Source organism: Streptomyces sp. NPDC088732, from assembly GCF_044751205.1.
GTDB lineage: Bacteria > Actinomycetota > Actinomycetes > Streptomycetales > Streptomycetaceae > Actinacidiphila.
Genome location: NZ_JBIVLI010000002.1, coordinates 38,334 through 64,325 on the forward strand (window position 1 = coordinate 38,334; position 25,992 = coordinate 64,325).

The following is a 25,992-nucleotide window of genomic DNA, read 5'->3' on the forward strand; positions in this document are numbered from 1 at the left end:
ATGACGTACGGTGACGACGCGGCGGGTGGCGACGGCGCCGCGACGCTGGTTCCGTACGCCTTCCCGGAGCGCCCGTCGGCCGCCGTCCTGCTGCTGCACGGGGGCCGCGCCGAGGGCCTGGAGCCGCCCACGCGGTGGAACCTCCCCGGGGCCCGGATGCGGCCGTTCGTCCGGGCCATCGGCCGGGCCACGGCCGGGCACCCGGTGGCGCTCGCCGGGGTCCGCTACCGGCACCGCGGCTGGAACGGCGACCGGCAGGACGCCGCGCACGACGCGTGGCGGACGCTGGAGGCCCTGCGGGGGCGCGCGGGGGCGGTGCGCGTCGTACTGGTCGGCCACTCGATGGGCGGCCGGGCCGCACTGCGGGTGGCCGGGCATCCGCTGGTGGGCGGGGTCGTGGGGCTGGCCCCCTGGTGCCCGGCGGGCGAACCGGTGGAGCAGCTGGCCGGGCGACGCCTGGTGCTGCTCCACGGCGACCGGGACCGGGTCACCGATCCGGCCGCGTCGCTGGCCCTGGCCGACCGGGCGCGCGCGGCGGGCGCCCTGGCCTGCCACCTGACGGTGCCGGGCGGCGACCACGCGATGCTGCGGGACGCCGGTACCTGGCACGCGACCACCGCCCGCGTGGTGGCGGGGCTGCTGCGGCTCGCCCCGCTGCCGCCGGACGTGGCGAGCGCCCTGGCGGCCCCGGCCGCCGGAAAGGAACGACCCGGATGACTGCGAAGACCGCCCTCACCTGCCTGGTGACCGGGGCCAGCGGCTACATCGGCGGCCGCCTGGTGCCCGAACTGCTCGACGCCGGCCACCAGGTGCGCTGCTTCGTCCGCACCCCGGGAAAGCTGCGCGACCACCCCTGGGCGCCCCGCGCCGAGGTGGTGCGGGGCGACGTGACCGACGAGCAGTCGGTGCTCGCGGCGATGGAGGGCGTGGACGTCGCGTACTACCTCGTGCACGCGCTCGGCAGCGGCCGGCACTTCGAGGAGACCGACCGCCGTGCCGCCGAGACCTTCGGCCGCGCGGCGAAGGCCGCCGGTGTGCGCCGGATCGTGTACCTGGGCGGGCTCACCCCGGACGGGGTGCCCGAGCGGGAGCTGTCGCCGCACCTGCGCTCGCGCGCCGAGGTGGGCCGGGTGCTGCTGGCCTCGGGGGTGCCGACGGCCGTGCTGCGGGCGGCGGTCATCATCGGCTCGGGCTCGGCCTCGTTCGAGATGCTGCGCTATCTGACCGAGCGGCTGCCGGTGATGGTGACCCCGCGCTGGGTCAACACCCGCATCCAGCCGATCGCCGTACGGGACGTGCTGCGCCTGCTCGTCGGCTGCGCGGCGCTGCCGCCCGAGGTGAACCGCGCCTTCGACGTGGGCGGGCCGGACGTGCTCACGTACCGGGCGATGATGCTGAAGTACGCCGAGGTGGCCGGGCTGCCGCCGCGGCTGATCGTGCCGGTGCCGGTGCTCACGCCCCGGCTGTCCAGCCACTGGGTGGGGCTGGTGACCCCGGTGCCCGCGGGCCTGGCGCGTCCGCTGACCGAGTCGCTGCGGCACGAGGTGGTCTGCCACGACCACGACATCGCCCGGTGGGTGCCCGATCCGCCGGAGGGCATGATCGGCGTCGAAGGGGCGCTGGAGCTCGCCCTCCAGCGCATCCGGGACGCCAATGTGGTCACCCGCTGGTCCTCGGCCTCGGTGCCCGGTGCGCCCAGCGACCCGCTGCCCACCGACCCCGACTGGGCGGGCGGCAGCCTCTACAGCGACCGCAGGGCCCGGGTGGTCGACGCCTCGCCGGAAGCCCTGTGGCGGGTGATCGAGGGCATCGGCGGCGAGAACGGCTGGTACTCCTGCCCGCTGGCGTGGGCGGTCCGCGGCTGGCTCGACCGCTTCGTCGGCGGGGTGGGGCTGCGCCGGGGGCGTCGGGACGCGGCGCGGCTGCGGACGGGCGACTCGCTGGACTTCTGGCGGGTCGAGGAGATCGAACCCGGGCGGCTGCTGCGGCTGCGGGCGGAGATGCGGCTGCCGGGACTGGCCTGGCTGGAGCTGTCGGCCGGGCAGGACGACCGGGGGCGCACGGTCTACCGGCAGCGGGCGCTGTTCCACCCGCGGGGGCTGGCCGGCCACGCGTACTGGTGGAGCGTGTCGCCGTTCCACTCCGTCGTCTTCGGCGGCATGGCCCGCAACATCGCCTCGGCGGCTAAGCAGGCCGCGGCTCCGCCGCCGGCGGCTGCACGGTGACGCGGGGCCGGTTCGTCGTCCCCCGCCGCCAAGAGGCGGACGCCGACCGCGAGTCCGCCCTCCGCAGGACGGGCACAGGTCACCGCCCCATGCCGGAACGGTCCCCCGACGCCGCGTTCACGCACGTGCGGTCGCCGGACGAGTCACACGGCGACCGCACGTCCGCCCTCGACGGGACCGGCGCGGGCCACCGCCCGATACCGAGGCGGTCCACCGACGGCGGCCTCACGCCGGAGCCGGGGCGGTCCGCCGACGGCGCGTTCCCCGTCCCACGCCGTCAGGAGGCGAACGGCGACCGCAGGTCCGCCCTCGGCGGGACGGGCGCAGGCCACCGCGCGACGCCGAGGCGGTCCGCCGACGGCAGCTTCACGGTGGCGCGGGGCCGGTTCGTCGTCCCCCGCCGCCAGGAGGCCTACGGCAACCGCGAGTCCACGCTCGGTCGGGCGGGCGCAGGCCACCGGCTGATCCCGGTGCGGTCCGCCGACGGCGCGTTCCCCGTCCCCCGCCGTCAGGAGGCGAACGGCGACCGCGAGTCCGCCCTCGGCGGGACCGGCGGAGGCCACCGCGCGACGCCGAGGCGGCCCGCCGACGGCAGCTGCACGGTGGCGCGGGGCCGGTTCGCCGTCCCCCGCCGCCAGGAGGCCTACGGCGACCGCGGGTCCACGCTCGGCCGGGCGGGCGCAGGCCACCGCCTGATCCCGGGGCGGTCCGCCGACGGCGGGCTCCCCGTCCCCCGCCGTCAGGAGTCCGCCCTCGGCGGGACCGGCGCGGCGGAGGCGGCCGGTCCGAGCCGGCCGGTCCGGGCGGGCGGTGACGGAGCCGGGGGTCGTCGCGCCGCCGTGGGCGTCGCCGTCCATGCTGAGGGCAGCAGAGGGAGACACCCGCACGCACCCCCACGGGAGAAGCGATGACATCCGTGCCACGCACCGTCCGATGGCTGCTCCCCGTGGTGCTCCTGGTCGCCTGGATGGGGATCGGCGGCACTCTCGGCCCGTACGCGGGCAAGCTGGGCGAGGTCTCCACCAACGACCAGGCGGCCTTCCTCCCCCGAAGCGCCGAGTCCACGAAGGCGCTCGCCGAACGGCAGGTGTTCCGCCGGGGCGAGACCGTGCCGGCCGTCGTCGTCTGGACCGCGGCCCGCGGCCCGGTCACCGATGCCCAGCGCGACGCCGCCACGGCCGCGCTGGCCTCCCTGGCCGGGACGGAGGGCGTGACCGGGCACCCCTCGCCCGCCGTGCGCTCGCGGGACGGGCGGGCGCTGGAGGGCGTGCTGCAACTGCGGCCCGATCTCGGGCGGCAGGTGCAGGAGGTCGTCGACCGGATCTCCGCGACCGCCGGGCGGGTGCCGGGCACCACCGCGCACGTCGCGGGACCGGCCGCCTCGCAGGCCGACCTGGGCGACGCCTTCGCGGGCATCGACGGGCTGCTGCTGCTCGTCGCCCTCGGTGTGGTGCTGGTGATCCTGCTGCTGGTCTACCGCGCGGTGCTGCTGCCCCTGGTGATCATCGCCGGCTCGGTCCTCTCCCTCGGCCTCGCCTGCGGCGTGGTGTACGTGCTCGCCGACCACGGCACGGTCCGGGTGGACGGCCAGGTGCAGGGCATCCTGTCGATCCTCGTCATCGGCGCCGCCACGGACTACGCCCTGCTGCTGTCGGCCCGCTTCCGGGAAGAACTCGCCGGGCGCGGCGACCGGTTCGCGGCCATGCGGGCGGCGCTGGGCCGCTCGGCCGGGGCGATCGTGGCCAGCGCCGCCACCGTGGCGCTCGGGCTGCTCGCCCTGCTGGCCAGCGATCTGACGAACAACCGGGCCCTGGGCCCGGTCGGCGCCGTCGGCATCGTCTGTGCCGTGGCGAGCAGCCTCACCTTCCTGCCCGCCGTCCTGCTGCTGCTCGGCCCGGCCGCCTACTGGCCCGCCCGGCCGCGTCCGGCGCGGGAGGGGGGCCGGGGGGTGTGGCAGCGGGTGGCCGCGCTCGTGGACCGGGCGCCGCGCCGGGTCTGGGCGGTCGCTCTGGCGGTGCTGGCCGCCTGCGCGGCCTTCTCCCCCGCCCTGACCGCCCGGGGCGTGCCGCTCGACGAGATCTTCGTCCACCGGGCCCCGTCGGTGACCGCGCAGCGCGTCCTCGGTGAGCACTTCCCCGGCGGCTCGGGGAACCCCGCCGTGGTGGTCACGGCCGCGGACCGGCTCCCCCAGGTGACCCGGGTGGCGGAACGCACCGCGGGAGTCTCCTCCGCCACCGCGGTCACGGCCTCCGGCCGCCCCGGCCAGGGCGAGCCGCTGGTCGCCGGCGGCCGGGCGCTGCTGGAGGTGACGCTGCGGGACGCGGCCGACAGCGACGCCGCCAAGGCCGCCGTGGAGCGGCTGCGGCGGGCCGTGCACGCGGTGCCCGGCGCGGACGCGGTCGTCGGCGGCTACACCGCGCAGCAGGTGGACACCCAGGCGACCGCGGAGCGCGACCGGACGCTCGTGGTCCCCGTCGTCCTCGCGATCATCCTGCTGATCCTGGCGGCGCTGCTGCGCAGTGCGCTGCTGCCGCTGCTGCTGGTCGCCACGGTGGCGCTGAACTTCGCCGCCACCTTGGGTGTGTCGGCGCTGGTCTTCCCGCACGTGTTCGGTTTCTCGGCGACGGACGCCTCGGTCCCGCTGTACGGCTTCGTCTTCCTGGTCGCGCTCGGCGTCGACTACAACATCTTCCTGATGACCCGGGTCCGCGAGGAGACGCTGCGGTACGGGACGCGGCAGGGCGTCCTGCGCGGCCTGACGGCCACCGGGGGCGTGATCACCTCTGCGGGCGTGGTGCTGGCGGCGACCTTCGCGGCGCTGGGCGTGATCCCGCTGGCCTTCCTGGTGCAGATCGCCTTCATCGTGGCGTTCGGGGTGCTGCTGGACACGCTGCTGGTGCGGTCGCTGCTGGTGCCCGCGCTGGTCCGGGACATCGGGCCGCGGGTGTGGTGGCCGGGGGCCGCGGCGCGGTGCGCGGAGCCAGGCGGCACGCCGCAGGGCCCCGCGGCGGGGGCCGTGGAGCCGAGGGAGCGTCAGACCACCTGATGCAGCCACCGGACGGGGGCGCCCTCGCCCGCGTACCGGAAGGGCTCCAGCTCGTCGTCCCAGGGCTTGCCGAGGAGCTTGGCGACCTCGGTCTCCAGGTCGGCCTCGCCCTTGCGGGCCCGCGCGAGCGCGGCGCGCAGCCGGTCCTCGGGGATGAGGATGTCGCCGTGGATGCCGGTGACGGCATGGAAGATGCCCAGTTCGGGGGTGCTGCTGTAGCGCTCCCCCTCGGCGGAGGGGCACGGCTCCGCCGTCACCTCGAAGCGCAGCAGATGCCAGCCGCGCAGCGCGGACGCCAGCTTGGAGGCGGTGCCGGGGTCTCCCTGCCAGGAGAACTCGGCCCGCCAGGTGCCCGGGGAGGCGGGCTGGCGGATCCAGTCGAGGTTCACGCGCACGCCGAGCACGCCCGCGACGGCCCACTCGACGTGTGGGCACAGCGCGCGCGGTGCGGAGTGCACGTACAGAACTCCACGTGTCGTCACCGGGACCTCCAGTGTGGGACGAGGTACGCCTTCCCCAGCGGCCTCATGCCCATAACCGAGCCATCCGGGACAGCAGTGGACATTCTGCACTAATCATAACGAATGAGACAAGATCTGACTTCTGATCACCTCTTTCCCATCAGGCGTCAAGGAAAAAGCTACCGCGCGGCGTCACGCGAGGAGTGACGTACTGTCGGGATCACCGAGAAGTCACCCACTCGTCCGAGGGAGCAGCGATGCGGGAGTCGCTCCGGCGCGGAGTGCGCGGCGCCACCGCCGCCCTGACCGGCCTGCTGACGACGGCGCTGGTGACGGCCTGTTCCGTGGGCGGCACAGGGGCTACGGCGGCCGCCGAGAGCGCGGCCGCGAGCCCCCGCCCGAGCGCCTCGGCGGCCCTCGACTGGAACACCCGGCCGGCCTCGCTGGCCGCCCTGGGGGATTCCATCACCAGGGGTTTCGACGCGTGCGGCGTGTTGACGGACTGTCCGGAACTGTCCTGGGCGACGGGCAGCGGGGCCTCGGTGACCAGCGTCGCCGGCCGGCTGCTGACCCGCCCCGCCGCCAGGAGCTGGAACCTGGCGGCCAGCGGCGCCCGGATGGCCGACCTGCCGGCCCAGGCCGAGCGGGCCGTGGCGCTGCGCCCCCAGCAGGTGATGATCCTCATGGGCGCCAACGACGCGTGCGCGCCCAGCACGGCCCGGATGACGCCGGTGGACGCCTATCGCCGGGACTTCGCCGCCGCGCTGCGCACCCTGCACCGGGGGCTGCCCGAGGCGCAGGTCTTCGTGGCGAGCGTGCCCGACCTGCTGCGGCTGTGGGACGTCGGACGGCGCAACGCGCTGGGCCGGCAGATCTGGAAGCTCGGCCTGTGCCCCTCGATGCTGGCGGACCCCGAGGCGACGAACGCCGCGGCGAACGCCCGCCGGCAGGCGGTACGGGAGCGCGTGATCGCGTACAACGGGGTGCTGGCGCAGGAGTGCGCGCGCTGGGAGCACTGCCGCTCCGACGGCGGCGCGGTCTTCGACTACCGCTTCACCGAAGCGGAGTTGAGCCCCTGGGACTGGTTCCATCCCAGTGCCCGGGGACAGTCGCGGCTCGCGGGCATCGTCTACGGCGCGGCCTTCGGCTCCGGCGCCGTCGCCCGGTAGGGCGCGCGAACGCGCCTGCGCACGACGGGGCCTAGGGGTCCGGCGGGCGGTCCGGACTCACTTCGGCAACAACGCCGACACCTGGGCGACTCAGCCATTGACACCGCCCGGAGCCCGTAACTACGGTCCCTTCAACATTTCGAACGGGTGACGAAATCTCGAACGACCGTCCTTAAGGGGCAACTTCCGTGCGCATCACCGGCATCAGTACCCACGTGGTCGGCACTCCCTGGCGCAATCTCACCTACGTGCTCGTCCACACCGACGAGGGCCTGACGGGCGTCGGTGAGACGCGCATGCTGGGCCACACCGACGCGCTGCTCGGCTACCTCCACGAGGCCGCCGCCAACCACATCACCGGCTCCGACCCCTTCGCGGTGGAGGACCTCGTCCGGCGGATGAAGTACGGCGACTACGGCCGGGCCGGAGAGATCGTCATGTCGGGCATCGCGGTCGTGGAGATGGCCTGCTGGGACATCAAGGGCAAGGCCCTCGGCGTGCCGGTGTGGCAGCTGCTCGGCGGCAAGGTGAACGAGAAGGTCAAGGCGTACGCCAACGGCTGGTACACCACCGAGCGCACCCCGGAGGCCTACCACAAGGCCGCGAGCGCGGTCGTGGAGCGCGGCTACCGGGCGCTGAAGATCGACCCCTTCGGCACCGGCCACTTCGAGCTCGACCACGCGGCCACCTCGTACTCCGTCTCCCTCATCGAGGCCGTCCGCGACGCGATCGGGCCCGAGGCAGAGCTGCTGGTCGAGATGCACGGGCGCTTCAGCCCGGCCACCGCGATCCGGGTCGCCAAGGACCTGGCTCCGTTCAAGCCCAGCTGGATCGAGGAGCCGGTGCCGCCGGAGAACCTCAAGGCGCTGGCGAAGGTCGCCGCGCACACCGACCTGCCGATCGCGACCGGCGAACGCATCCACGACCGCTACGAGTTCCGCGAGCTGTTCGAGCTCCAGGCCGCCGACATCATCCAGCCCGACCTCGGGCACATCGGCGGCATCAACGAGGTGCGCAAGCTCGCCGCCACCGCCGAGACGCACTACGTGCTGGTCGCCCCGCACAATGTCGGCGGCTCGGTGCTCACCGCGGCGAGCCTGCAACTGGCCGGCTGCACCCCCAACTTCAAGATCCTCGAGCACTTCAACGACTTCGCGGACTCCGAGATCAAGAAGGTCGTCAAGGGCGCCCCCGTGGTCGGGCCCGACGGGTACTTCACCCTGTCGGACGCGCCGGGCCTGGGTGTCGAGCTCGACGTGGACGCCGCCGCCGAATTCCCCCAGCAGCAGGCCCGCTTCGACCTGTGGGCCGAGGGCTGGGAGCGCCGGCAGCCCAAGGGCACCCAGTGACCGCCCCGCGCGCCGTCGTCCTCGACGGGCCCGGCCGGCACCGGATCGTGCCCGCGGAACCGGTCGCGCCCGGCCCGGGCGAGGCACTGGTCCGCGTGCACGCGGCCGGGATCTGCGGCAGCGACCGCGAGGTCCACGCCGGCACCCGCCCCGAGGGCTACGTCCGCTACCCCGTCACCCCCGGCCACGAGTGGTCCGGCACGGTGGAGGCGGTGGGCCCCGGTGTGACCGCGGACCTGGCCGGCCGCAAGGTCGTCGGCGAGGGCTTCCGCAACTGCCAGGTCTGCGACCGCTGCCACGCCGGGGAGACCACGCTGTGCGGCGCCCCGTACGAGGAGACCGGCTTCACGCAGCCCGGCGCGATGGCCGACACCCTCACCCTGCCCGCCCGGCTGCTGCACGTGCTGGACGACGACGCCGACCTGCGCTCCGCCGCGCTGCTGGAACCGGCGGCGTGCGTGGCGGCCGCGCTGCTGAAGGCCCCCGCCGCGCCGGGCGACCGGGTGGCCGTCGTGGGCACCGGCACGCTCGGGATGCTGGCGGTGCAGTTCCTGGCCGCGGTGTCCCCCGCCGAACTGCTCGTGGTGGGCACCCGGAACGACCGGGAGGAGCTGGCGGCGTCCTTCGGCGCCACGACGTTCCGCACCACGGCCGAGCTGACGGGCCCCGGCGCCGCGGACTTCGACCTCGTCGTTGAGGCGGCCGGTTCGCCCGCCGCGGCCCGGATCGGTGCGGGGCTGCTGCGCCGGGGCGGCCGGCTGGCGCTGACCGGCATCCCGGAGGCGGGCTCCGCGCAGGGGCTGGACCCGACCGATCTGGTGGTGCGGCAGCTGACCGTGCACACGGTGTTCGGGGCGCCGCCGGCCGCGTGGGCGCACACGGTGCGCGCGTTCGGCGCGGGGGTGCTGACCCCGGCTCCCCTGATCACGCACGAACTGCCCCTGGAGGACTACGCGGGGGCGCTCGGCCTGCTGGCGGGCCGGGACCCGAAGGTGGGCAAGGTGCTGCTGCGCCCATGACCCCGGCCCGCCCCGGACAACGATGTCCGCTCCGTACCGGCCCGCACCCAATGACCCGAACGTCGTCCGACATCCCGAACAACCCGCAGCCCGCACCGATCCGGAACGGCACCACCGGCACCGACGAAGGAGCACCGTGAACGACGCTTCCACCCCGAGTCCCGACGGGACCGGTACCGCCCCCGGCCCCCGTCGCCCAGGGCAGCACGCGCTCGCCCTGCTCGGCCACGGTGCCCCGGCGGACGACCCGGCCGACGCCTCCCCGCACTCCTTCCCCGACGGCGGCACCTGGCGCACCGAGATCCCCTCCGTGGAGGGCCCCGAGGCGCTGGCCACCGTGCTGGAGGAGGCCGAACTGCTGGAGGTGCCCGTGCACCGGATCAGCCAGGGCAGCGGCGTCTGGATGCTGACGGACGCGGAGATCACCGAGATGGTGGCCGCCTGCGCCGAACGCGACGTCGAGCTCTGCCTGTTCACCGGTCCCCGCGGCACCTGGGACATCGGCTCGGCCACCCGCACCGACTCCCGCGGCGGCGGCCTGCGCGCCCGCGGCCACGACCAGGTGGCCGGCTGCGTCGAGGACGCCCTGCGGGCGGCCGCGCTGGGCGTGCGCTGCCTGCTCGTCGCCGACGAGGGCGTGCTGTGGCTGCTGCACCGGCTCCGCGAGCAGGGACTGCTGCCCGCCGACACCACCTTCAAGGTCTCCGCGCTGGTCGGCCCGGTCAACCCGGCCGCCTACGCGGTGTGGGAGCGGCTCGGCGCCGACTCCGTCAACATCCCCTCGGACCTGACCCTCCAGCAGATCACCGAGATCCGCCGGACCAGCCGGGCCCCGATGGACTTCTACATCGAGGCCCCCGACGACCTCGGCGGCTTCGTCCGGCTCTACGACGCGGCCGAACTGATCCGCCGCGGCGCCCCGATCTACCTCAAGTTCGGCCTGAGCAAGGCCCCCGGCATCTACCCGTACGGACGGCAGTTCCGGGACGTCGCCCTGGCGACCGCCCGCGAACGGGTCCGCCGCGGACGCCTCGTGCTCGACCTGCTCTCCCGGCTCGGCGCGGACGGCGGGCTCTCCCCGCTGGGCGCGCGGCTGCCGGGCCCGCTCCACCGCTTCCCCCTCGACATCACGACCGACCAGGACCACGCGGCCGACCCCCGCCTGGCCCCCGAAAGGATCTGATCAGCCATGCGCATCGCGAGAGCCGCCCACCTGCGCACCACTGCCGCGCTGATAGCCACCCTCGCCCTCGGTGCCACCGCGACCGCCTGCGGGCAGAGCGACAACGGGGGCGGCGGCGGCGACAAGGACGGGGGGAAGGGCGGCACCATCGGCATCGCCATGCCCACCAAGTCCTCCGAGCGCTGGATCGCCGACGGCGACAACATGGTCAAGCAGTTCCAGGCCAAGGGCTACAAGACCGATCTGCAGTACGGCGACGACAAGGTGGAGAACCAGGTCGCGCAGATCCAGAACATGATCACCAAGGGCGACAAGCTCCTGGTCGTCGCGGCGATCGACGGCTCGGCCCTCAGCGACGTGCTCCAGCAGGCGCACGACGCGGGCATCAAGGTCATCTCCTACGACCGCCTCATCCTCGGCTCGCAGAACGTCGACTACTACGCCACCTTCGACAACTTCAAGGTCGGCCAGCTCCAGGCGGGTTACATCGTCGAGAAGCTCGGTCTGAAGGACGGCAGCAAGAAGGGCCCCTTCAACATCGAGCTGTTCGCCGGCTCGCCCGACGACAACAACACCAAGTACTTCTTCAACGGCGCGATGGACGTGCTCCAGCCGTACATCGACAAGAAGCAGCTGGTGGTCAAGAGCGGCCAGACGGGCCTCACCCAGGTCACCACCCTGCGCTGGGACGGCGCCACCGCCCAGGCCCGCATGGACGACCTGCTGAGCAAGTCGTACACCTCCGACGACGTGGACGCGGTCCTGTCCCCGTACGACGGCATCTCCCGCGGCATCATCTCGGCGCTCAAGAGCGTCAGCTACGGCACCGGCAAGAAGCCGCTGCCGGTCGTCACCGGCCAGGACGCCGAGGTCGCCTCGATCAAGTCGATCATCGCGGGTGAGCAGGCGCAGACCGTCTACAAGGACACCCGCGAACTGGCGAAGGTCGCCGTCCAGATGGGCGACGCGGTCCTCACCGGCGGCAAGCCCGAGGTCAACGACACCAAGACGTACGACAACGGCACCAAGGTCGTCCCGACCTACCTGCTGCCGCCGGTCAGCGTCGACAAGTCCAACTACAAGGAGATCGTCGTCGACTCCGGCTACATCAAGGAGTCCGAGCTCCAGTAGTCCCGGAGCCGGACCGCACGACCGACGATCGTCACCCCTCCACCCGAGGAGAACGGAAAGCAGGAATGGCCGGACCCGTCCTCGAAATGCGCTCCATCACCAAGACCTTCCCAGGGGTCAAGGCGCTCTCCGATGTCACCCTGACAGTGGCCGAGGGCGAGGTCCACGCCATCTGCGGTGAGAACGGTGCGGGCAAGTCGACCCTGATGAAGGTGCTCAGCGGGGTCTATCCGCACGGCACTTACGAAGGCGAGATCCTCTTCCAGGGGGAGCCCTGCGTCTTCCGCGACATCCGCGCCAGCGAGCAGCGCGGCATCGTGATCATCCACCAGGAACTCGCCCTGGTGCCCTACCTGTCCATCGCCGAGAACATCTTCCTCGGCAACGAGCACTCCAGCCGCGGCGTCATCAGCTGGAACGAGACGCTGCGGCACGCGGGCCGGCTGCTCAAGCGGGTCGGGCTCGCCGACCCGCCGAGCACCCGGGTCGCCGACATCGGCGTGGGCAAGCAGCAGCTCGTCGAGATCGCCAAGGCGCTGTCCAAGGAGGTCAAGCTCCTCATCCTGGACGAGCCGACGGCCGCCCTGAACGACGAGGACAGCCGCAAACTCCTGGACCTGATCCTGGAGTTCAAGGAGCACGGCATCTCCTGCATCATCATCTCGCACAAGCTCAACGAGATCGCGCGGGTCGCCGACTCCATCACCATCCTGCGGGACGGCCGGACCATCGAGACGCTGGACATGAAGGCCGGCGCCGAGGACGGCACGCCGGCCGTGACCGAGGAGCGGATCATCCGCGGCATGGTCGGGCGCGACCTGGACCACCGCTTCCCGGAGCGGGAGCCGGACATCGGCGAGGTGGCCTTCGCGGTCGAGGACTGGACCGTGCACCACCCGATCGACCAGCAGCGCAAGGTCGTCGACGGGGTCTCGCTCAATGTCCGCAGCGGCGAGATCGTCGGCATCGCCGGGCTGATGGGCGCCGGCCGCACCGAACTGGCCATGAGCGTCTTCGGCCGCTCCTACGGGCGCGGCATCTCGGGCCGGGTCTACCTGCGCGGCAAGGAGATCCGCACGCGTACCGTCCCGGAGGCGGTCGCCCACGGCATCGCCTACGTCACCGAGGACCGCAAGCACTACGGGCTCAACCTGATCGACGACATCAGCCGCAACATCTCGCTGAGCGCGCTGTCCAAGGTGGCCCGGCGCGGCGTCGTCAACCAGCACGAGGAGGCCCGGGTCGCCGAGTCCTTCCGCTCGACGATGAACATCAAGGCGCCCACGGTCTTCGAGACCACGGGCAAGCTGAGCGGCGGCAACCAGCAGAAGGTCGTCCTCAGCAAGTGGATCTTCGCGGGACCGGAGATCCTCATCCTCGACGAGCCCACGCGCGGCATCGACGTCGGGGCCAAGTACGAGATCTACACGGTCATCAACGACCTGGCGGCCCAGGGCAAGGCCGTCGTCTTCATCTCCTCCGAACTGCCGGAACTGCTCGGTATGTGCGACCGCATCTACACGATGTCGGCGGGCCGGCTGACAGGGGAGATCCCGCGCGAGAGCGCGACCCAGGAAGTACTGATGCGCCACATGACCATGGACCGAGGGAACTGAGATGGGCAGCCCGGTGAAGACCGACATGACTCCTCCGCCGCCCGCCGGAGGGGCGGCCGCGGCCGCGACCGGGGGCGGACCGGCGGGCACCGCCGCGTACATTTTGCAGGCCGCGCGGCGCAACATGCGCCAGTACGGCATGATCATCGCGCTCGTGCTGATCGCCGCGCTGTTCCAGATATGGTCCGGCGGCATCCTGCTCAAGCCGCAGAACGTCACCAACCTGATCGGCCAGAACAGCTACATCCTCATCCTGGCCATCGGCATGATGGTGGTGATCATCGCCGGCCACATCGACCTCTCCGTCGGTTCGCTGGCCGCCTTCGTCAGCGCCGCGGCGGCCGTGATGATCGTCCAGCACCATGTCTCCTGGCCGCTGGCCCTGGTGGTGTCCCTGCTCATCGGCGCCGTCGCCGGCGCCTGGCAGGGCTACTTCATCGCCTACGTCGGCATCCCGTCCTTCATCGTGACGCTGGCCGGCATGCTGCTCTTCCGCGGCGGCACGCAGATCTTCCTGGAGGGCCAGTCCATCTCGCCCTTCCCCACCGGCTTCCAGAAGATCGGCAACGGCTTCCTGCCCGAGGTCGGGCCGCACACGAACTACCACAACCTCACGCTGCTGATCGGCCTCCTGGTCATCGCCATCACCGTCGTGCAGGAGATCCGCGACCGCCGCCAGCAGGTCGCCTACGACCTCGACGTGCTGCCGCGCAACTTCTTCCTCCTCAAGCTGCTCGCCATCGTCGCCTGCGTGGTCGCCTTCACGATGACGCTGGCCAGCTACCACGGCGTGCCCATCGTGCTGCTCATCCTGGCCGGACTGCTGATCGTCTTCGGCTTCGTGATGCGCAACGCGGTGATCGGCCGGCACGTCTACGCCCTCGGCGGCAACCAGGCCGCCGCCAAGCTCTCGGGCGTCAAGGACCGGCGCGTGGTCTTCCTGGTCTTCGTCAACATGGGCGTGCTGGCGGCTCTCGCCGGCCTCGTCTACGCCGCCCGTCTCAACGCGGGCGTCCCGCAGGCCGGGATCAACTTCGAGCTCGAGGCGATCGCCGCCGCCTTCATCGGCGGCGCCTCCGCCACCGGCGGTGTCGGCACCGTGCTGGGCGCCATCATCGGCGGCCTGGTGCTCGGAGTCCTCAACAACGGGATGTCGCTCGTCGGCATCGGCACGGACTACCAGCAGGTCATCAAGGGCCTGGTGCTCCTGGCCGCGGTCGGCTTCGACGTCTGGAACAAGCGCAAGGTCGGTTCGTAAAGCAGGCACCTAACGAAGGAGCCGCACGTGGACAGACGTACATTGATCGCGGGCGCGACGCTTGGGGCGGTCGCTCCCGTGATCAGCGGGACCAGCGCCCAAGCGGCCGGCACGACCGGGTCGGCCGCCCCTGTCAAGAAGGGGCCCGCAGGTAGGACAAAGGTGACAAAGGAACACTTCGGGACCCTGGAGGACGGCACCAAGGTCGACATCTGGACCGTACGCAACGGCGGGATCACCCTGCGCGTGCTGTCGTACGGCGGGATCGTGCAGACCCTGGAACTGCCCGACCGTCACGGGCGCCCGGCCAATGTCTCCCTCGGCTTCGACAACCTCGACGCCTACGTGGCCAGCAGCCCGTACTTCGGCGCGCTGATCGGGCGGTACGGCAACCGGATCGCGCGGGGCCGCTTCACGCTCGACGGCACCACCTACCAGTTGCCGGTCAACGACGGGCCCAACAGCCTGCACGGCGGCGACAAGGGGTTCGACAAGCGGGTCTGGGCGGTCGAGAGCTTCACCGCCGGCGGTGACGCGGGCCTGGTGCTGCGCTACACGAGTGCCGACGGAGAGATGGGTTACCCCGGCACGCTCAAGGTCAGGGTGGTCTACACGCTGACCTCGGGCGGCGAGTGGCGGGTCGACTACAGCGCCACGACCGACAAGGCGACGGTGGTGAACCTCACCAACCACACGTACTTCAACCTGCGCGGCGAGGGCAACGGCGGCGTCTACGACCACCAGGTCGCGATCGCGGCACGCCGCTTCACCCCGGTGGACTCCACGCTGATCCCCACCGGCGAGCTGGCGCCCGTCGCGGGCACCCCGTTCGACTTCCGCACCGCGAAAGCGATCGGCCGCGACATCCGCACGGCCCACCAGCAGGTGCTGTACGGGCAGGGCTTCGACCACAACTTCGTGCTCGACAAGGGCCGCACGGCCCGTCCCGAGCACGCGGCCACGGTCACCGAGCCGGTCTCCGGACGCATCCTGCGCGTCGCCACCACCGAGCCGGGCGTGCAGTTCTACACCGGCAACTTCCTCACCGGCGCCTTCGCGGGCTCCTCCGGGCACGTCTACCGGCAGAGCGACGGCTTCTGCCTGGAGACCCAGCACTTCCCGGACTCGCCGAACCAGCCGTCGTTCCCCTCGACGGTCCTGCGGCCGGGGCAGACGTACCGCTCCACCACGGTGCACTCCTTCGGCGTCCACTGATCCGGACGTCCGCGACGGCGGCCGGGGCCCGTGCCCCGGCCGCCGTCGTTCCGTTTCCGGGGCCGGTCCCGCGCCGCGGTCAGACCGGGTCCTGCCAGTAGCGCGCCGGTCTGGGCGAGCCCGGGGCGGCGGACGCGAAGGCGGGCGGCACGTCGGCGGCCGGCGCCGGGTACAGGTCGGGGGCCGGGGGTTGCGGCGGTTGCGGCTGGGGGGCCGGCTGCGGCGGCATCATCTGGGTGGCCATCGGCTGCTGCTCGTACACGGGCTGCGGGCCCATCCGCTGCGGCTCGTACACCGGCTGCGGACCCATCCGCTGCGGCTCGTACACCGGCTGCGGACCCATCCGCTGCGGCTCGTACACCGGCTGCGGGGGCGCCGGCGGGAGCGGGGCGGGCTGCTCGTACACAGGCTGCGGGGGCTGCGCCTGCGGCAGCTGGAGCTGCGGTACGGGCACCGGCTGCGGCGCGGGCTGGATCTGCGGGAGCTGCTGCACCTGCGGCGCCGGTTCCGGCTCGGGGACGGGCGCGGCCTCGGGCTCGGCGGCGTACCAGGTGCTGCCGTACAGCACCGTGCTCAGCCCGGTCAGGAGCCGCTGGACGTCTCCTTGCGGCCGCACGACCAGGCGCATGAAACGGCTGCTGCTGCCCAGCTTGTTGCCGCACTCGCGGACCAGGACGCCGTGCTCGGCCAGCAGCCGGTCGCGCAGGATCGCGCCGTCCACACCGTCGGGCAGCTTGACGAAGACGAAGTTGCCCTGCGACGGGTAGACCGTCAGGCCGGGCAGCGCCGCCAGCTGCCAGATCATCTCCTGGCGGTCGCGGGAGACCATGCGCAGGCTCTGCGCGTACTCCTCTCGGTGGTCCTTGAGCATGAAGACCACGGCCTCGGCGAAGGAGTTGAGGTTCCACTTGGGCAGCATCCGGCGCACCTTCCCGGCCAGCGCCGGGTTGGCGACCATGTAGCCGAAGCGGATGCCGTGCAGGCCGAAGTTCTTGCCGAGGCTGCGCAGCACGATCACATTGGGCCGCAGCACGGCCTCGTCCGCCACGCTGGGCCACGCCTCCGCGTCGGCGAAGTCCAGGAACGACTCGTCGATGACGACCAGGTCGAGATCCGCGAGGGCGTCCATCAGGCCGACGACCGCGTGCTTGGGGAGGAGGCCGCCGTCGGGGTTGTTCGGGTTGCAGATGACGGCGGTGCGCGAGCCGCGGGCGCGGACGAACGAGACGAAGGCCGCCGGGTCGAGTGCGAACCCGGCGGCCTCGGGGAGGAGGAACATGTCGACGCGCTTGCCGGTCTCCATCGGCTGATCGGTCCAGCGGCCGAAGGTCGGTATGGGGATGGCGAGACTGTCGCGGACCAGGAGGTGGTCGATCCAGGTGATCAGCTCGGTCGAGCCGTTGCCCATGGCGACGGTCTGCGGATTGAGGCCGAGCAGCGAGCACAGCTCGCCCGTGATGACGTCGGTGCTGCTCGGGTAGTAGGTGAGGATGTCCTGCATCGACTGCTGGAGCTTCTCGTACATCGCCGGGCTCGGGAAGTACGGATTGCACGGGATGCAGAAGTCGACGATGCCGGCGGCGCCTTCGGGGGAGGACGCACCGCCCGCGCGGCGCAGGGCGAAGTACGAGGGACTGTGCGCGGTATTGGCGCGGAACAACTCGGTGGCATTACCGGTGACGCCGACGGCGACGGTCACGGCAGGACCTCCCTCGATCACGCGGGCCGCCCCGCGGCGGCCTGCTTCCCCTTGCCCGCGCAGCCCGGCCCGGTCGCCCGCCCCGCACCGGCGGGCATGCGGGACACGAACGGGACCTGAGGTGCGCGAGGTGTCTGTCTTGCGGTCTTCCGCAGTCCCTTACGGCTCCGTCCCGGCTTCCGTTCAGCCCTCCGCGGCCGCCACCGGCCGCGGACCGGTGCGCGGTGGTGGCGGCGGGGCGCCCCGCCGGCGCCGCGCGCCCCGGCGGTCGTCGGGTGGCTCGGGCCTCAGGCGCCGGCGGCCGCGGTGAGGATCGCCCTGATCTGGGCGGTGATGGCCTGGCGGTCGGCCACGAACGCGGGATCGGTGACGCTGCCGGTGCCGGGGTCGGTGTTGCCGGGGCCGAAGTGCAGGAGGGGGGTGTGGACATGCCCGCCCGGCGCGTGGAGCGCGAGTTCGTCGCGGAGCAGGGTGGCGCGGTAGGCGATCTCGTTGGAGAGGTAGTCGCCGCCGCCTCCGGCGCGCGCCGCGGAACCGGGCGTCGGACCGAAGTCGCTGACCACGGGCACACCGGCCCCGGCGGGGAGCTCCGTGACCTCGGTGCGGTCGTACACCGGGAAGGGGCCGGTCCCGGCCGCGGCGACCGCCCGGTACGGCAGTCCCGTGGTGGTCCACTGCGGCGGCTCGTGGCCGTACGGGACGGGAACGGGACCGGTGGCCGGGACGCCGGCGTTGTCCGGGAGGCCGCCGCGCCAGGCCCCGTTGAAGCGTTCGAGGTCGAAGCGGCCGTCGCGGCCCTGGCTGACGGTGGCGAACAGGTCGACGCGGTGCGGGCCCGGGCGGAACCACGGGCGCAGCGCGCGTTCGACGCTGCCCCGCGTGAAGTCGGCCCAGCGGACCGGGAACACGACGGCCGCCACGCGGGCCGGCCCGCGGGCGGTGCGGAGCATGACGCCGTCCAGGGCGAGCGCGGCGGCGCCCGAGGGGTTGCTGCGGCGGACGTCGGCGTCGAGCCGGAAGGGGTCGAAGCCGGTCAGCAGGATACGTCCGACCCCCTCTTCCACGGGCGGCAGGACGGTGTCATGACCGCGTGAGGTCCACTCCAGCCGGTCCAGCAGGGCGGCGCGCCCGGCGTCCCCCAGCGGGAAGGACGGCTGCCACGCGCCCAGGGCCCGGGTCAGGGACAGCCGGGCCCAGTACAGCGGCCGGTCGTCGTCGGGGCTGAGGTCGCCGCCGGCCGGGCCGCGTCCCTGTGCCCTGCCGACCGCGTCCTGCCACAGGGCGCGGCCGTGGCGGCGCACGACGCGTTGCGCCGCGGCCCTGGAGTGCGCCGCCGCCAGCTCCCGCGCGAAGCGGGGGGCCGCGGCGTCGAAGCCGCTGCGGCGCAGGATCTCCTGGGGCGCGGCCCGGTCCAGCCGGGCCTCCTCCACGGTCGGCGCAGCAAGGGTCGGGGCGGACGCGGGCGGCGCGAGGGCCGGCACGCCGCTCTGGGTGGGAAGCCGCACTGTCCGGGACCCTCCGAGCCGATCAGGTGCGCGCCCGGCGGACGCGCGCTCCCAGCATCGCCGACCGGCCCGGCGGAACGCCAGGGGCCCCCGCCCCGGCACCCGGCGGGTCAGCGCAGGATCGAGGCGAGGGTGAGCCGGGTGAAGGTGATGGTGTCGTAGGGGGTGTCGCGCCCGGTCTCGTACAGCAGGCCCACGTGCTCGCTGTCGATCTGCACCAGGTCCGAGTAGGCCGCCTTGGCGTCCGACACCCGGTATCCGCGCGACCAGGTCGCGCCGCCGTCGAAGCTGGCCCGCACGGTCATCCCCACCCGGTCCCGGGGCTCGCCGGGAGCGGCCAGCAGCAGCGGGCCCGAACCGCGGCCGTTGTACGTCTGCAGCAGGCTGCCCTCGACGGACGGCGCGATGATCCCGGGCACCGTCCTGAAGGGTGCCTGAAGTGTCGCGCCGCCGTCGTCGCTCCAGGCGTGGGCCCGGCTGCCGCGCTCGCTGCCCTTCTGGTCGCGCGCATTGAAGTAGACCCGGCCGTCCGGGAGTTGGGCGACGGCCGTTTCGTTGACATTGACCCGGCCGTCGACGTCGGTGTCGACGTAGCCGATCCGCCAGGTCCTGCCGCCGTCGTCGCTCAGCAGGCTGTGGCCCGCGTACCAGCGCGGCTCCGAGCCGTTGTCCCCGCTGCCCGGCGACGGGGTGACGGAGTGGTTCGCACCGACGACGAGCCGGCCCTTGTGCGGGCCGGTGGTCAGCGCGACGCCGTGCCCGGGGCCGGTGGCGTACCAGCGCCAGCCGGGACGCTTGACCTGCGCGGTGATCTCCCGCGGACGCGACCAGGTGACCCCGGCGTCGTCGCTGGACCGCACGAAGACGCGCCGCCCGTCGGCGGGGACGGCGTCGCCGGACATGATGTCGGCCTCGGTGGCCGCGGCCCCGTTGCGGGTGGTCAGCAGCACCAGCCGGCCGGACGGGGCCACCACCGGCGCCGGGTTGCCCAGGGTGTTCGGCCCGGCGTCCGCGATCCTGCGCAGCGCCGTCCAGGTGCAGCCGCCGTCCGTCGAGCGGCGCTCGACGACGTCGACGTCCCCGTGGTCCGCGCCGGACTCCCGCCGGCCCTCGGCGAAAGCGACGAGCACCGGGCCCTCAGCACCGGACCCCGGCACCTGGACCACCGCGGGGATACGGAAGGCGCTGTAGCCCTTCTGGCCCGCGACGAAGACACGGGTCGGCGCGCACCCGGCGCCGGACGCCGCCAGTTCCGTGGTGTTCGTGGAGTGGCACGCCGCGGCCAGGACCGCGCACACGGCCGTCACCAGACGCCCAGCCCACCGCACCACGCGCCACTCCCCGTACCGGCCGCCGCAAACACTCCGGACAGTAACAAAAGGGATGCCGCGGCCTCCGTCCCGGCGTCCGTCCGGCGCGGCGTGCCTGACGGCTTACGCGGCCTTGCGGACCAGGAAGAAGATGCTCGGCCCGAACGTCACCCGGGCCAGCGGCCGCTGCAGCGCCACCTCGGCGCGGGCCAGGGCGCCCCGCGACACCACCCGCTTCAGCCGCGTGCTGCGCAGGTTCGACACCGACAGCCGCTGCTGCACCCGCAGCCCGGCGGCCTCCAACTGGGCCGCCACGGTGGCCGGGTGGTGGTTGACGAACGGGATGCTGTCGCGTTCGCGGTTGGCGGCGGAGCGTATGTCGACCGGCTGCCGCGGGACGCGCCGGCGCCGGGCCGCGTACCGCAGCCGGTTCGCGGCGTGCGCGAGATTGGCGCTCTCCACGACCGCGGTGCCCCCGGGTCGCAGGACGCGGGCGATCTCGGCCAGCGCGGGCGCCGGGTCCGGCAGGTGGTGCATGACCCGCACCATCGTCACCAGGTCGACGCTGCCGGAGCGCAGGCCGAGCCCGGCCACGGTCGTCAGCCGCATGGTGACGCCCGCCAGGCCCGCCAGGTACTCCTCCGCGTCCTGGAGTTGACGGCGGCTGGAGTCCAGCAGCGTGACCCGGTCGGCGAACTCCCGCAGCACCGGCACCAGACGCCCGTACCCGCCGCCGACGTCCGCAGCGTGGCCGAAGTGGCGGCCTGCCAGCAGCCGGCGCAGCGCGGCGACCTCGGCGTCGTGCTCGTAACCGCGCCCGTCCCAATAGGTCCGGTAGCTGCGCTGGTTGTCGTCGTACTGGTCGGCCCGCTGCTCCATCGCGTCCCCCTCGCGTCCTGCCGTCACCCTTCACCGTTCAGGTCACACACCGGACGGGGAACGGTTCCCTCCGGACGGCGGGCGGCGCTACGGCTTGCGGAAGTCCAGGGGACGCGACGCAGGCGCGGGCACGGTACCGGGCTCCCCGGACTCCCCTTCCATCCGCGGCGGCAGCAGGTCGCGGACGAGAAGGGTGGCACCGGCCACCGCCGGCAGCCGGCGCAGCGCGGCGACCTCGGCGTCGCGCTCGCGGCCGCGGCCGTCCCCATAGGTCCGACACACCGGACGGGGAACAGTTCCCTCCGGACAGCGGGCCGCGCTACGGCTTGCGGAAGTCCAGGGGACGCGACGCAGGCGCGGGCACGGGCACGGGACCGCGCTCCCCGGGCTCCCCTTCCACCCGCGGCGGCAGCAGGTCGCGGACGAGAAGGGTGGCACCGGCCACCGCCGGCAGCCGACGCAGCGCGGCGACCTCGGCGTCGCGCTCGTGGCCGCGGCCGTCCCCATAGGTCCGACACACCGGACGGGGAACGGCTCCCTCCGGACAGCGGACCGCGCTACGGCTTGCGGAAGTCCAGGGGACGCGACGCGGGCGCGGGCACGGGCACGGTACCGGGCTCCCCTTCCACCCGCGGCGGCAGCAGGTCGCGGACGAGAAGGGTGGCACCGGCCACCGCTCCCGGCATCAGGAAGACCGCGACCACCGGCACGAGGAAGCACAGCACCAGCGGCACACCGAACCCGAGGCTCAGCATCATCCGGCCGCGCAGTATCCGCAGCCGCTCGCGCAGCGGCACCTCGCGGCGCTGGAAGGCGACGCCGCTGAGTTCCAGGGCCAGGAAGAAGCCCGACACGCAGAAGCCGACCACGGGCACGACGGTCTGCCCGACGACGGGGATGAAGCCGGCGGCGAACAGCGCGACCGTCCAGGCCGTGACCCGCACCAGCACCCGCAGGCTGTCCCAGGCGGACTGGAGCAGCTCCCGCCACAGGGGGAGGTCCGGGCCGGCCGGGGCGCCGCCCTCGGTGTCGTCGACGCGCTCCGCCAGCGACTCGTAGAAGGGCTGCCCGACCAGCAGCGTCACCGCGGTGAAGGAGATCACCGCCAGCACGAGGCCGCCGCAGAAGACGACGGCGGTGAGCAGACCGCGGAAGAGCCCCTGCCACGGCGAGCCCCAGCCGTCGGCGAAGGGGGTCGCCCAGGCGGTCGCGTCGTCGGCCCAGAACGCCAGCACGACCAGCGCCGCGACGTAGCCGACGAGCGTGATGAGCGCGGGCAGCAGCCCGAAACCGAACCAGCGGCCGTGCCGGACGACCCAGCGCTGGCCGTCCACGAAGTGACGTATCCCGGTCGCAAGATCTCGCATGCGCGACAGGGTATGCGACCTCCCCGGGACGGCGGGACCGTCCGGCCGCCGCGGAGCGGGATCAGGCCAGGATCTCGCAGTCCGCCGGGCCCGTCGGCTCGGCGTCGAAGAGGCACACGTCGGTGTCGGCGTCGCCGGTGACGCTGCCCGGGCCCGCGTCGTCGGCCTCGACGGAGATGAAGTCGGCTCCCGCACCGCCGTTCACGGCACCGGAGTTGGCGACGGTGTCGGCGGAGAGGTCGATGATGTCGGCCTCGGTGCCGCCGGTCACCGTGCCGGTGTTGCCGCCGTCGATCTCGATCAGGTCGGTCCCGGCGCCGCCGTCGACCGTGCCCGCGTTGACCCCCGTGACCGTGATCACGTCCACGCCGCCCCCGCCGCTGACCACCGTCCCGGCGGGCACTCCCGCCGGGCAGTCGATCTCGTCGGCGCCCTCCGTCCCCGTCACCACCGCGCCCGCGACGGCCGTGCCGTTCACCGTGCAGCCGGCGGCGGCCACCACCGCGGTGGGGTCCGCCGGGTCCGGCGGACCGGCGACGGCCGTCGCGGAACCCGACAGCAGGGCGGTGGCGGCGGCGAGGACGAGCGCTGCGCCGGCCGCGACCGGCCGGGGACGTATCCGGGGACGTATAGCGGGCATCTACGGCTCCTTGGGGGGACGCCTCGGGTCGGCGCGGATGCCACGAGCGTCACCGCGCCCGCCCCGCCCCGCAATCGGGCCGCGTCCGGCCGGGGGACGCCGGGCGCCCGCGCGCGCCGGAGCGGGCCGCGCGGCGATCCGCCGCCGCCGTGCCGCCGGACGCGCCAACACGCCCCGCCAGACCCCGCCAGCCCGGCACGCGCCCGTGAACAGGGGCGGGACCGCCGCGCGCGGTGCGTCCGCGGGCAAAGCGGAGCGGCCACACGCCGGGCCTCAGTCTTGCGTTCGGGGGCGCGTCAGGTGCTCGTAACGTCGAGTGGGGAACGTGAGATCGCACGGCCGCACGTCAACACGCCGCATCTCGACGCCCTGAAGAGCATTGGAGTCCGTGTGTACGCATGGGGAGACCTGACCGTCCGCTGCCCCGCCGACCGAGGTGTGCGGGCGCTGGAGCTCCTTCCCACCGCGCTCGCGGCGCGGGCCGCCACGGGTGACGGCCGGGCCGCCGAGCCGCTGGCCACGGCGGCGCGCGCGGGCGACATGGCGACCGAACCCCACGTCGCCGCACGCACATTGCGGCGCGGGACGACCGCGGCCGCGGTGCGCGAGCGCGCGCACGAGGCCGCGGACGACGCCGTCACCACCGAACTGGCCACGGACGACGGACTCGTCCTGCACCACCGGATCGTGCGGGGGGACCGCTTCGTCCGGGTCCGTACGAGCGCGGTCAACGAGGGCGACCGGCCGCAGACGCTGGAGATGCTCAGCTCCTTCACCCTCGGCGGGCTGACGGCGTTCGCCGCGGAGGACGCGGAGGCCCCGGAGACCGAAGGGCGCTACGTCGTGCACCGCCTGCGCTGCGCCCGCGGCGCCGAGGCCCGGCTGGTCTCCGAGCCGGTCGAACGGCTCGGCCTGGAGGGTCCGCGGGACGGCGACGCCGGCACGGTGGCGGAGCGGTTCGGCGCCACCGGGCTGCTGCCGGTGGCGGGATGGCTGCCCTTCCTGGCCGTGGAGGACACCGTCGCGGGCGTCCTGTGGGGCGTCCAGCTGGCCGCGTCCGGGCCGTGGCAGCTGGAGGTGCTGCGCTCCGGCGCGGGGCTGGCCATCGGCGGCGGTCCCGCCGACGCCGCCTTCGGCGGGTGGCGCCGCACGCTGCCGCCGGGCGGCCGCCTGGACGCGCCCGAAGCGGTGCTGTCCGTGGTGCGCGGCGGCCTCGACGAGCTGTGCCACCGGCTGACGTCGGCGCAGTCCGGGCATCCGCGACCGGGAGCCGAGACCTCGCTGCCCGTCGGCTTCGTCGTGGACGACCCCGGCCACGACCGGGCCCTCGCACTCGCCGACCGCCTCGCGGGCACGCCCGTCCGTACCGTCACCCTGGGCCCCGGCTGGTACGGCGACCCCGGCACCGACGCCGACCGGACCCACGGCGACTGGGAGCCCAGCGCCGCCCGCTTCCCCGACGGCCTCGCCGCGACCGCCCGCGCGCTGCGGGAGCGCGGTTTCGTGCCGGGCCTGTGGTGGGCACCGGAGACCACCGGCGAACTGTCCAAGCGCCACGCCACGGAGGACGGGCACGTCGCCGGCGAGGACGGCCCGGCGGCGGCCGCCGGACGGCGCCTGCTCGACCTGCGCCGCCCGGACGTCGCGGAACCGCTGCTCGACCGGATGACGGCGGTGCTGCGCGACTTCGGGCACGTGAGCGTCGACTGCGGCGCGGACCCGGCCCTCGACGGCGAGACCGCCCGCCAACTGGGCGACGCCGCCGTCTCCTTCCTCACCGCGTTGGCCGCGCGCCTGCCGGATCTCGTGATCGAGAACCGTGCGGGCGGCCACCGCGTCACCCCCGCGTACACCGCCGTCACCGCACTGTCCTGCGGAGCGGGCGCCGTCGACGCGCGCGAGGTCCCCGTCGTCGCGGCGAACCTGCACCGCGTGCTGCTGCCCCGGCAGTCCGTGGTCCCGGTGGAGCTCGCGGCCGAGGACGACGACCGCACCCTCGTCTCCCGCCTGGCCGCGGGCTTCCTGGGCCGCATGTGCCTCACCGGCGACCCCGCGCGGCTCGACGCGGGCCGCTGGGCGCTGGTGCGGCGGGCGCTGGCGCTGTACGAGCGCGCGGCGCCCGTCATCGCGGACGGGATCTCCCGGCACGGCGGTACGCGGGCCGCCGACGCCGCGGGCAACGCCACGGGCTCCCAGTCCGTGCTGCGCGTCTCCCCCGACGGCCTGCGCGCCCTCGCCGTCCTGCACACCTTCGGCGACCCCGGCGACTCGGCCGGCCTCGTCCTCCCCGAGGGCCTGTGGACCGTCGACGCCGCGCTCACCCCCTTCGGCGCCCCGCTGTCCCTGGCAGGCGCCCGCCTCCGCTGGCACCACCCGGGCCCCTGGGCAGGCGCAGTGGCCCTCCTGTCCGCGACCCCCCGCCCCTGATCCCGCCCCCGGGGAGGCTGCGACGGCCTCCCCGGGGACACCCCGCCCTGGCGTCGGCGCGGCACCATGCCCGGGCCCTGCCGGCCCGCGACCGACCACGGCACTCCCCGCGCCCAACCGGAGACCGCCACCGGCACGACGTGCCTCGGCATAGGCCTGTCTCGCCGCCGCGGCGGCGGGGACGGCTGCCCGCAGCCGTCCCGGCAATGACCGACCGCCGCAATCCCGCGGCCCGCGATGCCGACCGCACCGCGGGTCCGGACCCGGGCAACTGCCGCACGCCGATCCCGTGGTCAGCACGACTGCGGCCGACCTCAGCGGGCGGCGACGGCCGCCCACACGGTGAGCCCGCAGCCGTCCCGGCAAGCCAGGACCGGCCGCGACAGTCCCCCGCCCGATACGCCTGCCGCACCGCCGGCCCCGGCCGTCGCAACTGCCGCACCACGAGCCCGTCGTCAGCAGGACCGCAGCCGCAGCCGATCCCGGCAGGCGG

22 protein-coding genes are annotated in these 25,992 nt (G+C 73.9%); 13 read left to right on the top strand and 9 right to left on the bottom strand.

Going from position 1 to position 25,992, the window contains the following annotated elements; all coding sequences use genetic code 11:
* The 4 genes from ACIP9H_RS03040 (at position 1) to ACIP9H_RS03055 (ending at position 5,271) form a co-directional block, all read left to right on the top strand.
* Positions 1–717 (top strand): alpha/beta hydrolase, encoded by a 717-nt coding sequence (locus ACIP9H_RS03040; RefSeq protein WP_401582547.1) that lies wholly within the window; start codon positions 1–3, stop codon positions 715–717.
* A complete protein-coding gene (locus tag ACIP9H_RS03045; RefSeq protein ID WP_401582549.1) occupies positions 714–2,225 on the top strand; it encodes an SDR family oxidoreductase in 1,512 nt (503 codons plus the stop codon). Before ACIP9H_RS03040 ends, ACIP9H_RS03045 begins: the two co-directional genes overlap by 4 nt.
* An 89-nt stretch (positions 2,226–2,314) precedes the next feature.
* Positions 2,315–3,136, top strand: coding sequence for a hypothetical protein (locus ACIP9H_RS03050; RefSeq protein ID WP_401582551.1), 822 nt, complete (start codon positions 2,315–2,317; stop codon positions 3,134–3,136).
* Positions 3,133–5,271, top strand: a complete 2,139-nt coding sequence (locus ACIP9H_RS03055; protein ID WP_401582553.1) for an MMPL family transporter — start codon at positions 3,133–3,135, stop codon at positions 5,269–5,271. Before ACIP9H_RS03050 ends, ACIP9H_RS03055 begins: the two co-directional genes overlap by 4 nt.
* On the opposite strand, the gene ACIP9H_RS03060 is transcribed toward ACIP9H_RS03055, so the two are convergent.
* The gene (locus tag ACIP9H_RS03060; RefSeq protein ID WP_319662641.1) at positions 5,259–5,753 is read right to left on the bottom strand and encodes a DUF3145 domain-containing protein; all 495 of its coding nucleotides are present in this window, start codon (positions 5,751–5,753) and stop codon (positions 5,259–5,261) included. The two genes, ACIP9H_RS03055 and ACIP9H_RS03060, sit on opposite strands and share 13 nt — an antisense overlap.
* 236 nt (positions 5,754–5,989) lie before the next feature.
* Here ACIP9H_RS03060 and ACIP9H_RS03065 point away from each other — a divergent pair, with 236 nt between their 5' ends.
* From ACIP9H_RS03065 to ACIP9H_RS03100, 8 genes are all read left to right on the top strand, one after another.
* Positions 5,990–6,901 (top strand): SGNH/GDSL hydrolase family protein, encoded by a 912-nt coding sequence (locus tag ACIP9H_RS03065; RefSeq protein ID WP_401582555.1) that lies wholly within the window; start codon positions 5,990–5,992, stop codon positions 6,899–6,901.
* 188 nt (positions 6,902–7,089) lie between these two features.
* A complete protein-coding gene (locus ACIP9H_RS03070; RefSeq protein ID WP_401582556.1) occupies positions 7,090–8,250 on the top strand; it encodes a mandelate racemase/muconate lactonizing enzyme family protein in 1,161 nt (386 codons plus the stop codon).
* A complete protein-coding gene (locus tag ACIP9H_RS03075) occupies positions 8,247–9,269 on the top strand; it encodes a zinc-binding dehydrogenase (protein WP_401582557.1) in 1,023 nt (340 codons plus the stop codon). The genes ACIP9H_RS03070 and ACIP9H_RS03075 overlap by 4 nt, the downstream gene beginning before the upstream one ends.
* Positions 9,270–9,405: 136 nt before the next feature.
* Positions 9,406–10,452, top strand: a complete 1,047-nt coding sequence (locus ACIP9H_RS03080; RefSeq protein WP_401582558.1) for a hypothetical protein — start codon at positions 9,406–9,408, stop codon at positions 10,450–10,452.
* 6 nt (positions 10,453–10,458) lie between these two features.
* Entirely contained in the window at positions 10,459–11,583 is a 1,125-nt protein-coding gene (gene chvE / locus ACIP9H_RS03085; protein ID WP_401582559.1) for a multiple monosaccharide ABC transporter substrate-binding protein, read from the top strand.
* 65 nt (positions 11,584–11,648) lie between these two features.
* Positions 11,649–13,199: a multiple monosaccharide ABC transporter ATP-binding protein gene (gene mmsA / locus ACIP9H_RS03090; RefSeq protein ID WP_401582560.1), complete on the top strand. Its 1,551-nt coding sequence runs from the start codon at positions 11,649–11,651 to the stop codon at positions 13,197–13,199.
* A gap of 1 nt (position 13,200) precedes the next feature.
* Positions 13,201–14,457 carry a multiple monosaccharide ABC transporter permease gene (gene mmsB / locus ACIP9H_RS03095; RefSeq protein ID WP_401582561.1) on the top strand — a complete coding sequence of 419 codons (1,257 nt, stop codon included), beginning with the start codon at positions 13,201–13,203 and terminating at the stop codon, positions 14,455–14,457.
* A gap of 27 nt (positions 14,458–14,484) precedes the next feature.
* The gene (locus ACIP9H_RS03100) at positions 14,485–15,672 is read left to right on the top strand and encodes an aldose epimerase family protein (RefSeq protein WP_401582562.1); all 1,188 of its coding nucleotides are present in this window, start codon (positions 14,485–14,487) and stop codon (positions 15,670–15,672) included.
* A gap of 79 nt (positions 15,673–15,751) precedes the next feature.
* Here the strand turns inward: ACIP9H_RS03100 and ACIP9H_RS03105 are convergent, their stop codons facing one another.
* The 8 genes from ACIP9H_RS03105 to ACIP9H_RS03140 form a co-directional block, all read right to left on the bottom strand.
* On the bottom strand, positions 15,752–17,371 hold the full coding sequence (locus ACIP9H_RS03105; RefSeq protein WP_401582563.1) for a pyridoxal phosphate-dependent aminotransferase: 1,620 nt from the start codon (positions 17,369–17,371) through the stop codon (positions 15,752–15,754).
* A 287-nt stretch (positions 17,372–17,658) separates the two neighbouring features.
* The gene (locus ACIP9H_RS03110) at positions 17,659–18,876 is read right to left on the bottom strand and encodes a pyroglutamyl peptidase (protein WP_401582564.1); all 1,218 of its coding nucleotides are present in this window, start codon (positions 18,874–18,876) and stop codon (positions 17,659–17,661) included.
* 110 nt (positions 18,877–18,986) lie between these two features.
* The gene (locus tag ACIP9H_RS03115; RefSeq protein WP_401582566.1) at positions 18,987–20,207 is read right to left on the bottom strand and encodes an exo-alpha-sialidase; all 1,221 of its coding nucleotides are present in this window, start codon (positions 20,205–20,207) and stop codon (positions 18,987–18,989) included.
* 102 nt (positions 20,208–20,309) lie between these two features.
* On the bottom strand, positions 20,310–21,092 hold the full coding sequence (locus tag ACIP9H_RS03120) for a class I SAM-dependent methyltransferase (protein WP_401582568.1): 783 nt from the start codon (positions 21,090–21,092) through the stop codon (positions 20,310–20,312).
* Positions 21,093–21,152: 60 nt separating this feature from the next.
* A complete protein-coding gene (locus ACIP9H_RS03125; protein WP_401582569.1) occupies positions 21,153–21,347 on the bottom strand; it encodes a hypothetical protein in 195 nt (64 codons plus the stop codon).
* Between the two features lie 37 nt (positions 21,348–21,384).
* Positions 21,385–21,585 carry a hypothetical protein gene (locus ACIP9H_RS03130; protein ID WP_401582571.1) on the bottom strand — a complete coding sequence of 67 codons (201 nt, stop codon included), beginning with the start codon at positions 21,583–21,585 and terminating at the stop codon, positions 21,385–21,387.
* A 37-nt stretch (positions 21,586–21,622) separates the two neighbouring features.
* Positions 21,623–22,432 (bottom strand): EI24 domain-containing protein, encoded by an 810-nt coding sequence (locus ACIP9H_RS03135; protein WP_401582572.1) that lies wholly within the window; start codon positions 22,430–22,432, stop codon positions 21,623–21,625.
* A 61-nt stretch (positions 22,433–22,493) separates the two neighbouring features.
* Positions 22,494–23,072, bottom strand: coding sequence for a hypothetical protein (locus tag ACIP9H_RS03140; RefSeq protein WP_401582574.1), 579 nt, complete (start codon positions 23,070–23,072; stop codon positions 22,494–22,496).
* A gap of 390 nt (positions 23,073–23,462) precedes the next feature.
* Here ACIP9H_RS03140 and ACIP9H_RS03145 point away from each other — a divergent pair, with 390 nt between their 5' ends.
* Positions 23,463–25,499: an alpha-galactosidase gene (locus ACIP9H_RS03145; RefSeq protein WP_401582575.1), complete on the top strand. Its 2,037-nt coding sequence runs from the start codon at positions 23,463–23,465 to the stop codon at positions 25,497–25,499.
* Positions 25,500–25,992 lie beyond the last annotated feature (493 nt).

Excerpts from the sequence above, each read along its gene's own strand:
- ACIP9H_RS03040 (WP_401582547.1), top strand. The coding sequence starts at position 1 with ATGACGTACGGTGACGACGCGGCGGGTGGCGACGGCGCCGCGACGCTG.
- ACIP9H_RS03045 (WP_401582549.1), top strand. The coding sequence starts at position 714 with ATGACTGCGAAGACCGCCCTCACCTGCCTGGTGACCGGGGCCAGCGGC.
- ACIP9H_RS03050 (WP_401582551.1), top strand. The coding sequence starts at position 2,315 with ATGCCGGAACGGTCCCCCGACGCCGCGTTCACGCACGTGCGGTCGCCG.
- ACIP9H_RS03055 (WP_401582553.1), top strand. The coding sequence starts at position 3,133 with ATGACATCCGTGCCACGCACCGTCCGATGGCTGCTCCCCGTGGTGCTC.
- ACIP9H_RS03065 (WP_401582555.1), top strand. The coding sequence starts at position 5,990 with ATGCGGGAGTCGCTCCGGCGCGGAGTGCGCGGCGCCACCGCCGCCCTG.
- chvE (WP_401582559.1), top strand. The coding sequence starts at position 10,459 with ATGCGCATCGCGAGAGCCGCCCACCTGCGCACCACTGCCGCGCTGATA.
- mmsA (WP_401582560.1), top strand. The coding sequence starts at position 11,649 with ATGGCCGGACCCGTCCTCGAAATGCGCTCCATCACCAAGACCTTCCCA.
- mmsB (WP_401582561.1), top strand. The coding sequence starts at position 13,201 with ATGGGCAGCCCGGTGAAGACCGACATGACTCCTCCGCCGCCCGCCGGA.
- ACIP9H_RS03135 (WP_401582572.1), bottom strand. The coding sequence starts at position 22,432 with ATGCGAGATCTTGCGACCGGGATACGTCACTTCGTGGACGGCCAGCGC.
- ACIP9H_RS03140 (WP_401582574.1), bottom strand. The coding sequence starts at position 23,072 with ATGCCCGCTATACGTCCCCGGATACGTCCCCGGCCGGTCGCGGCCGGC.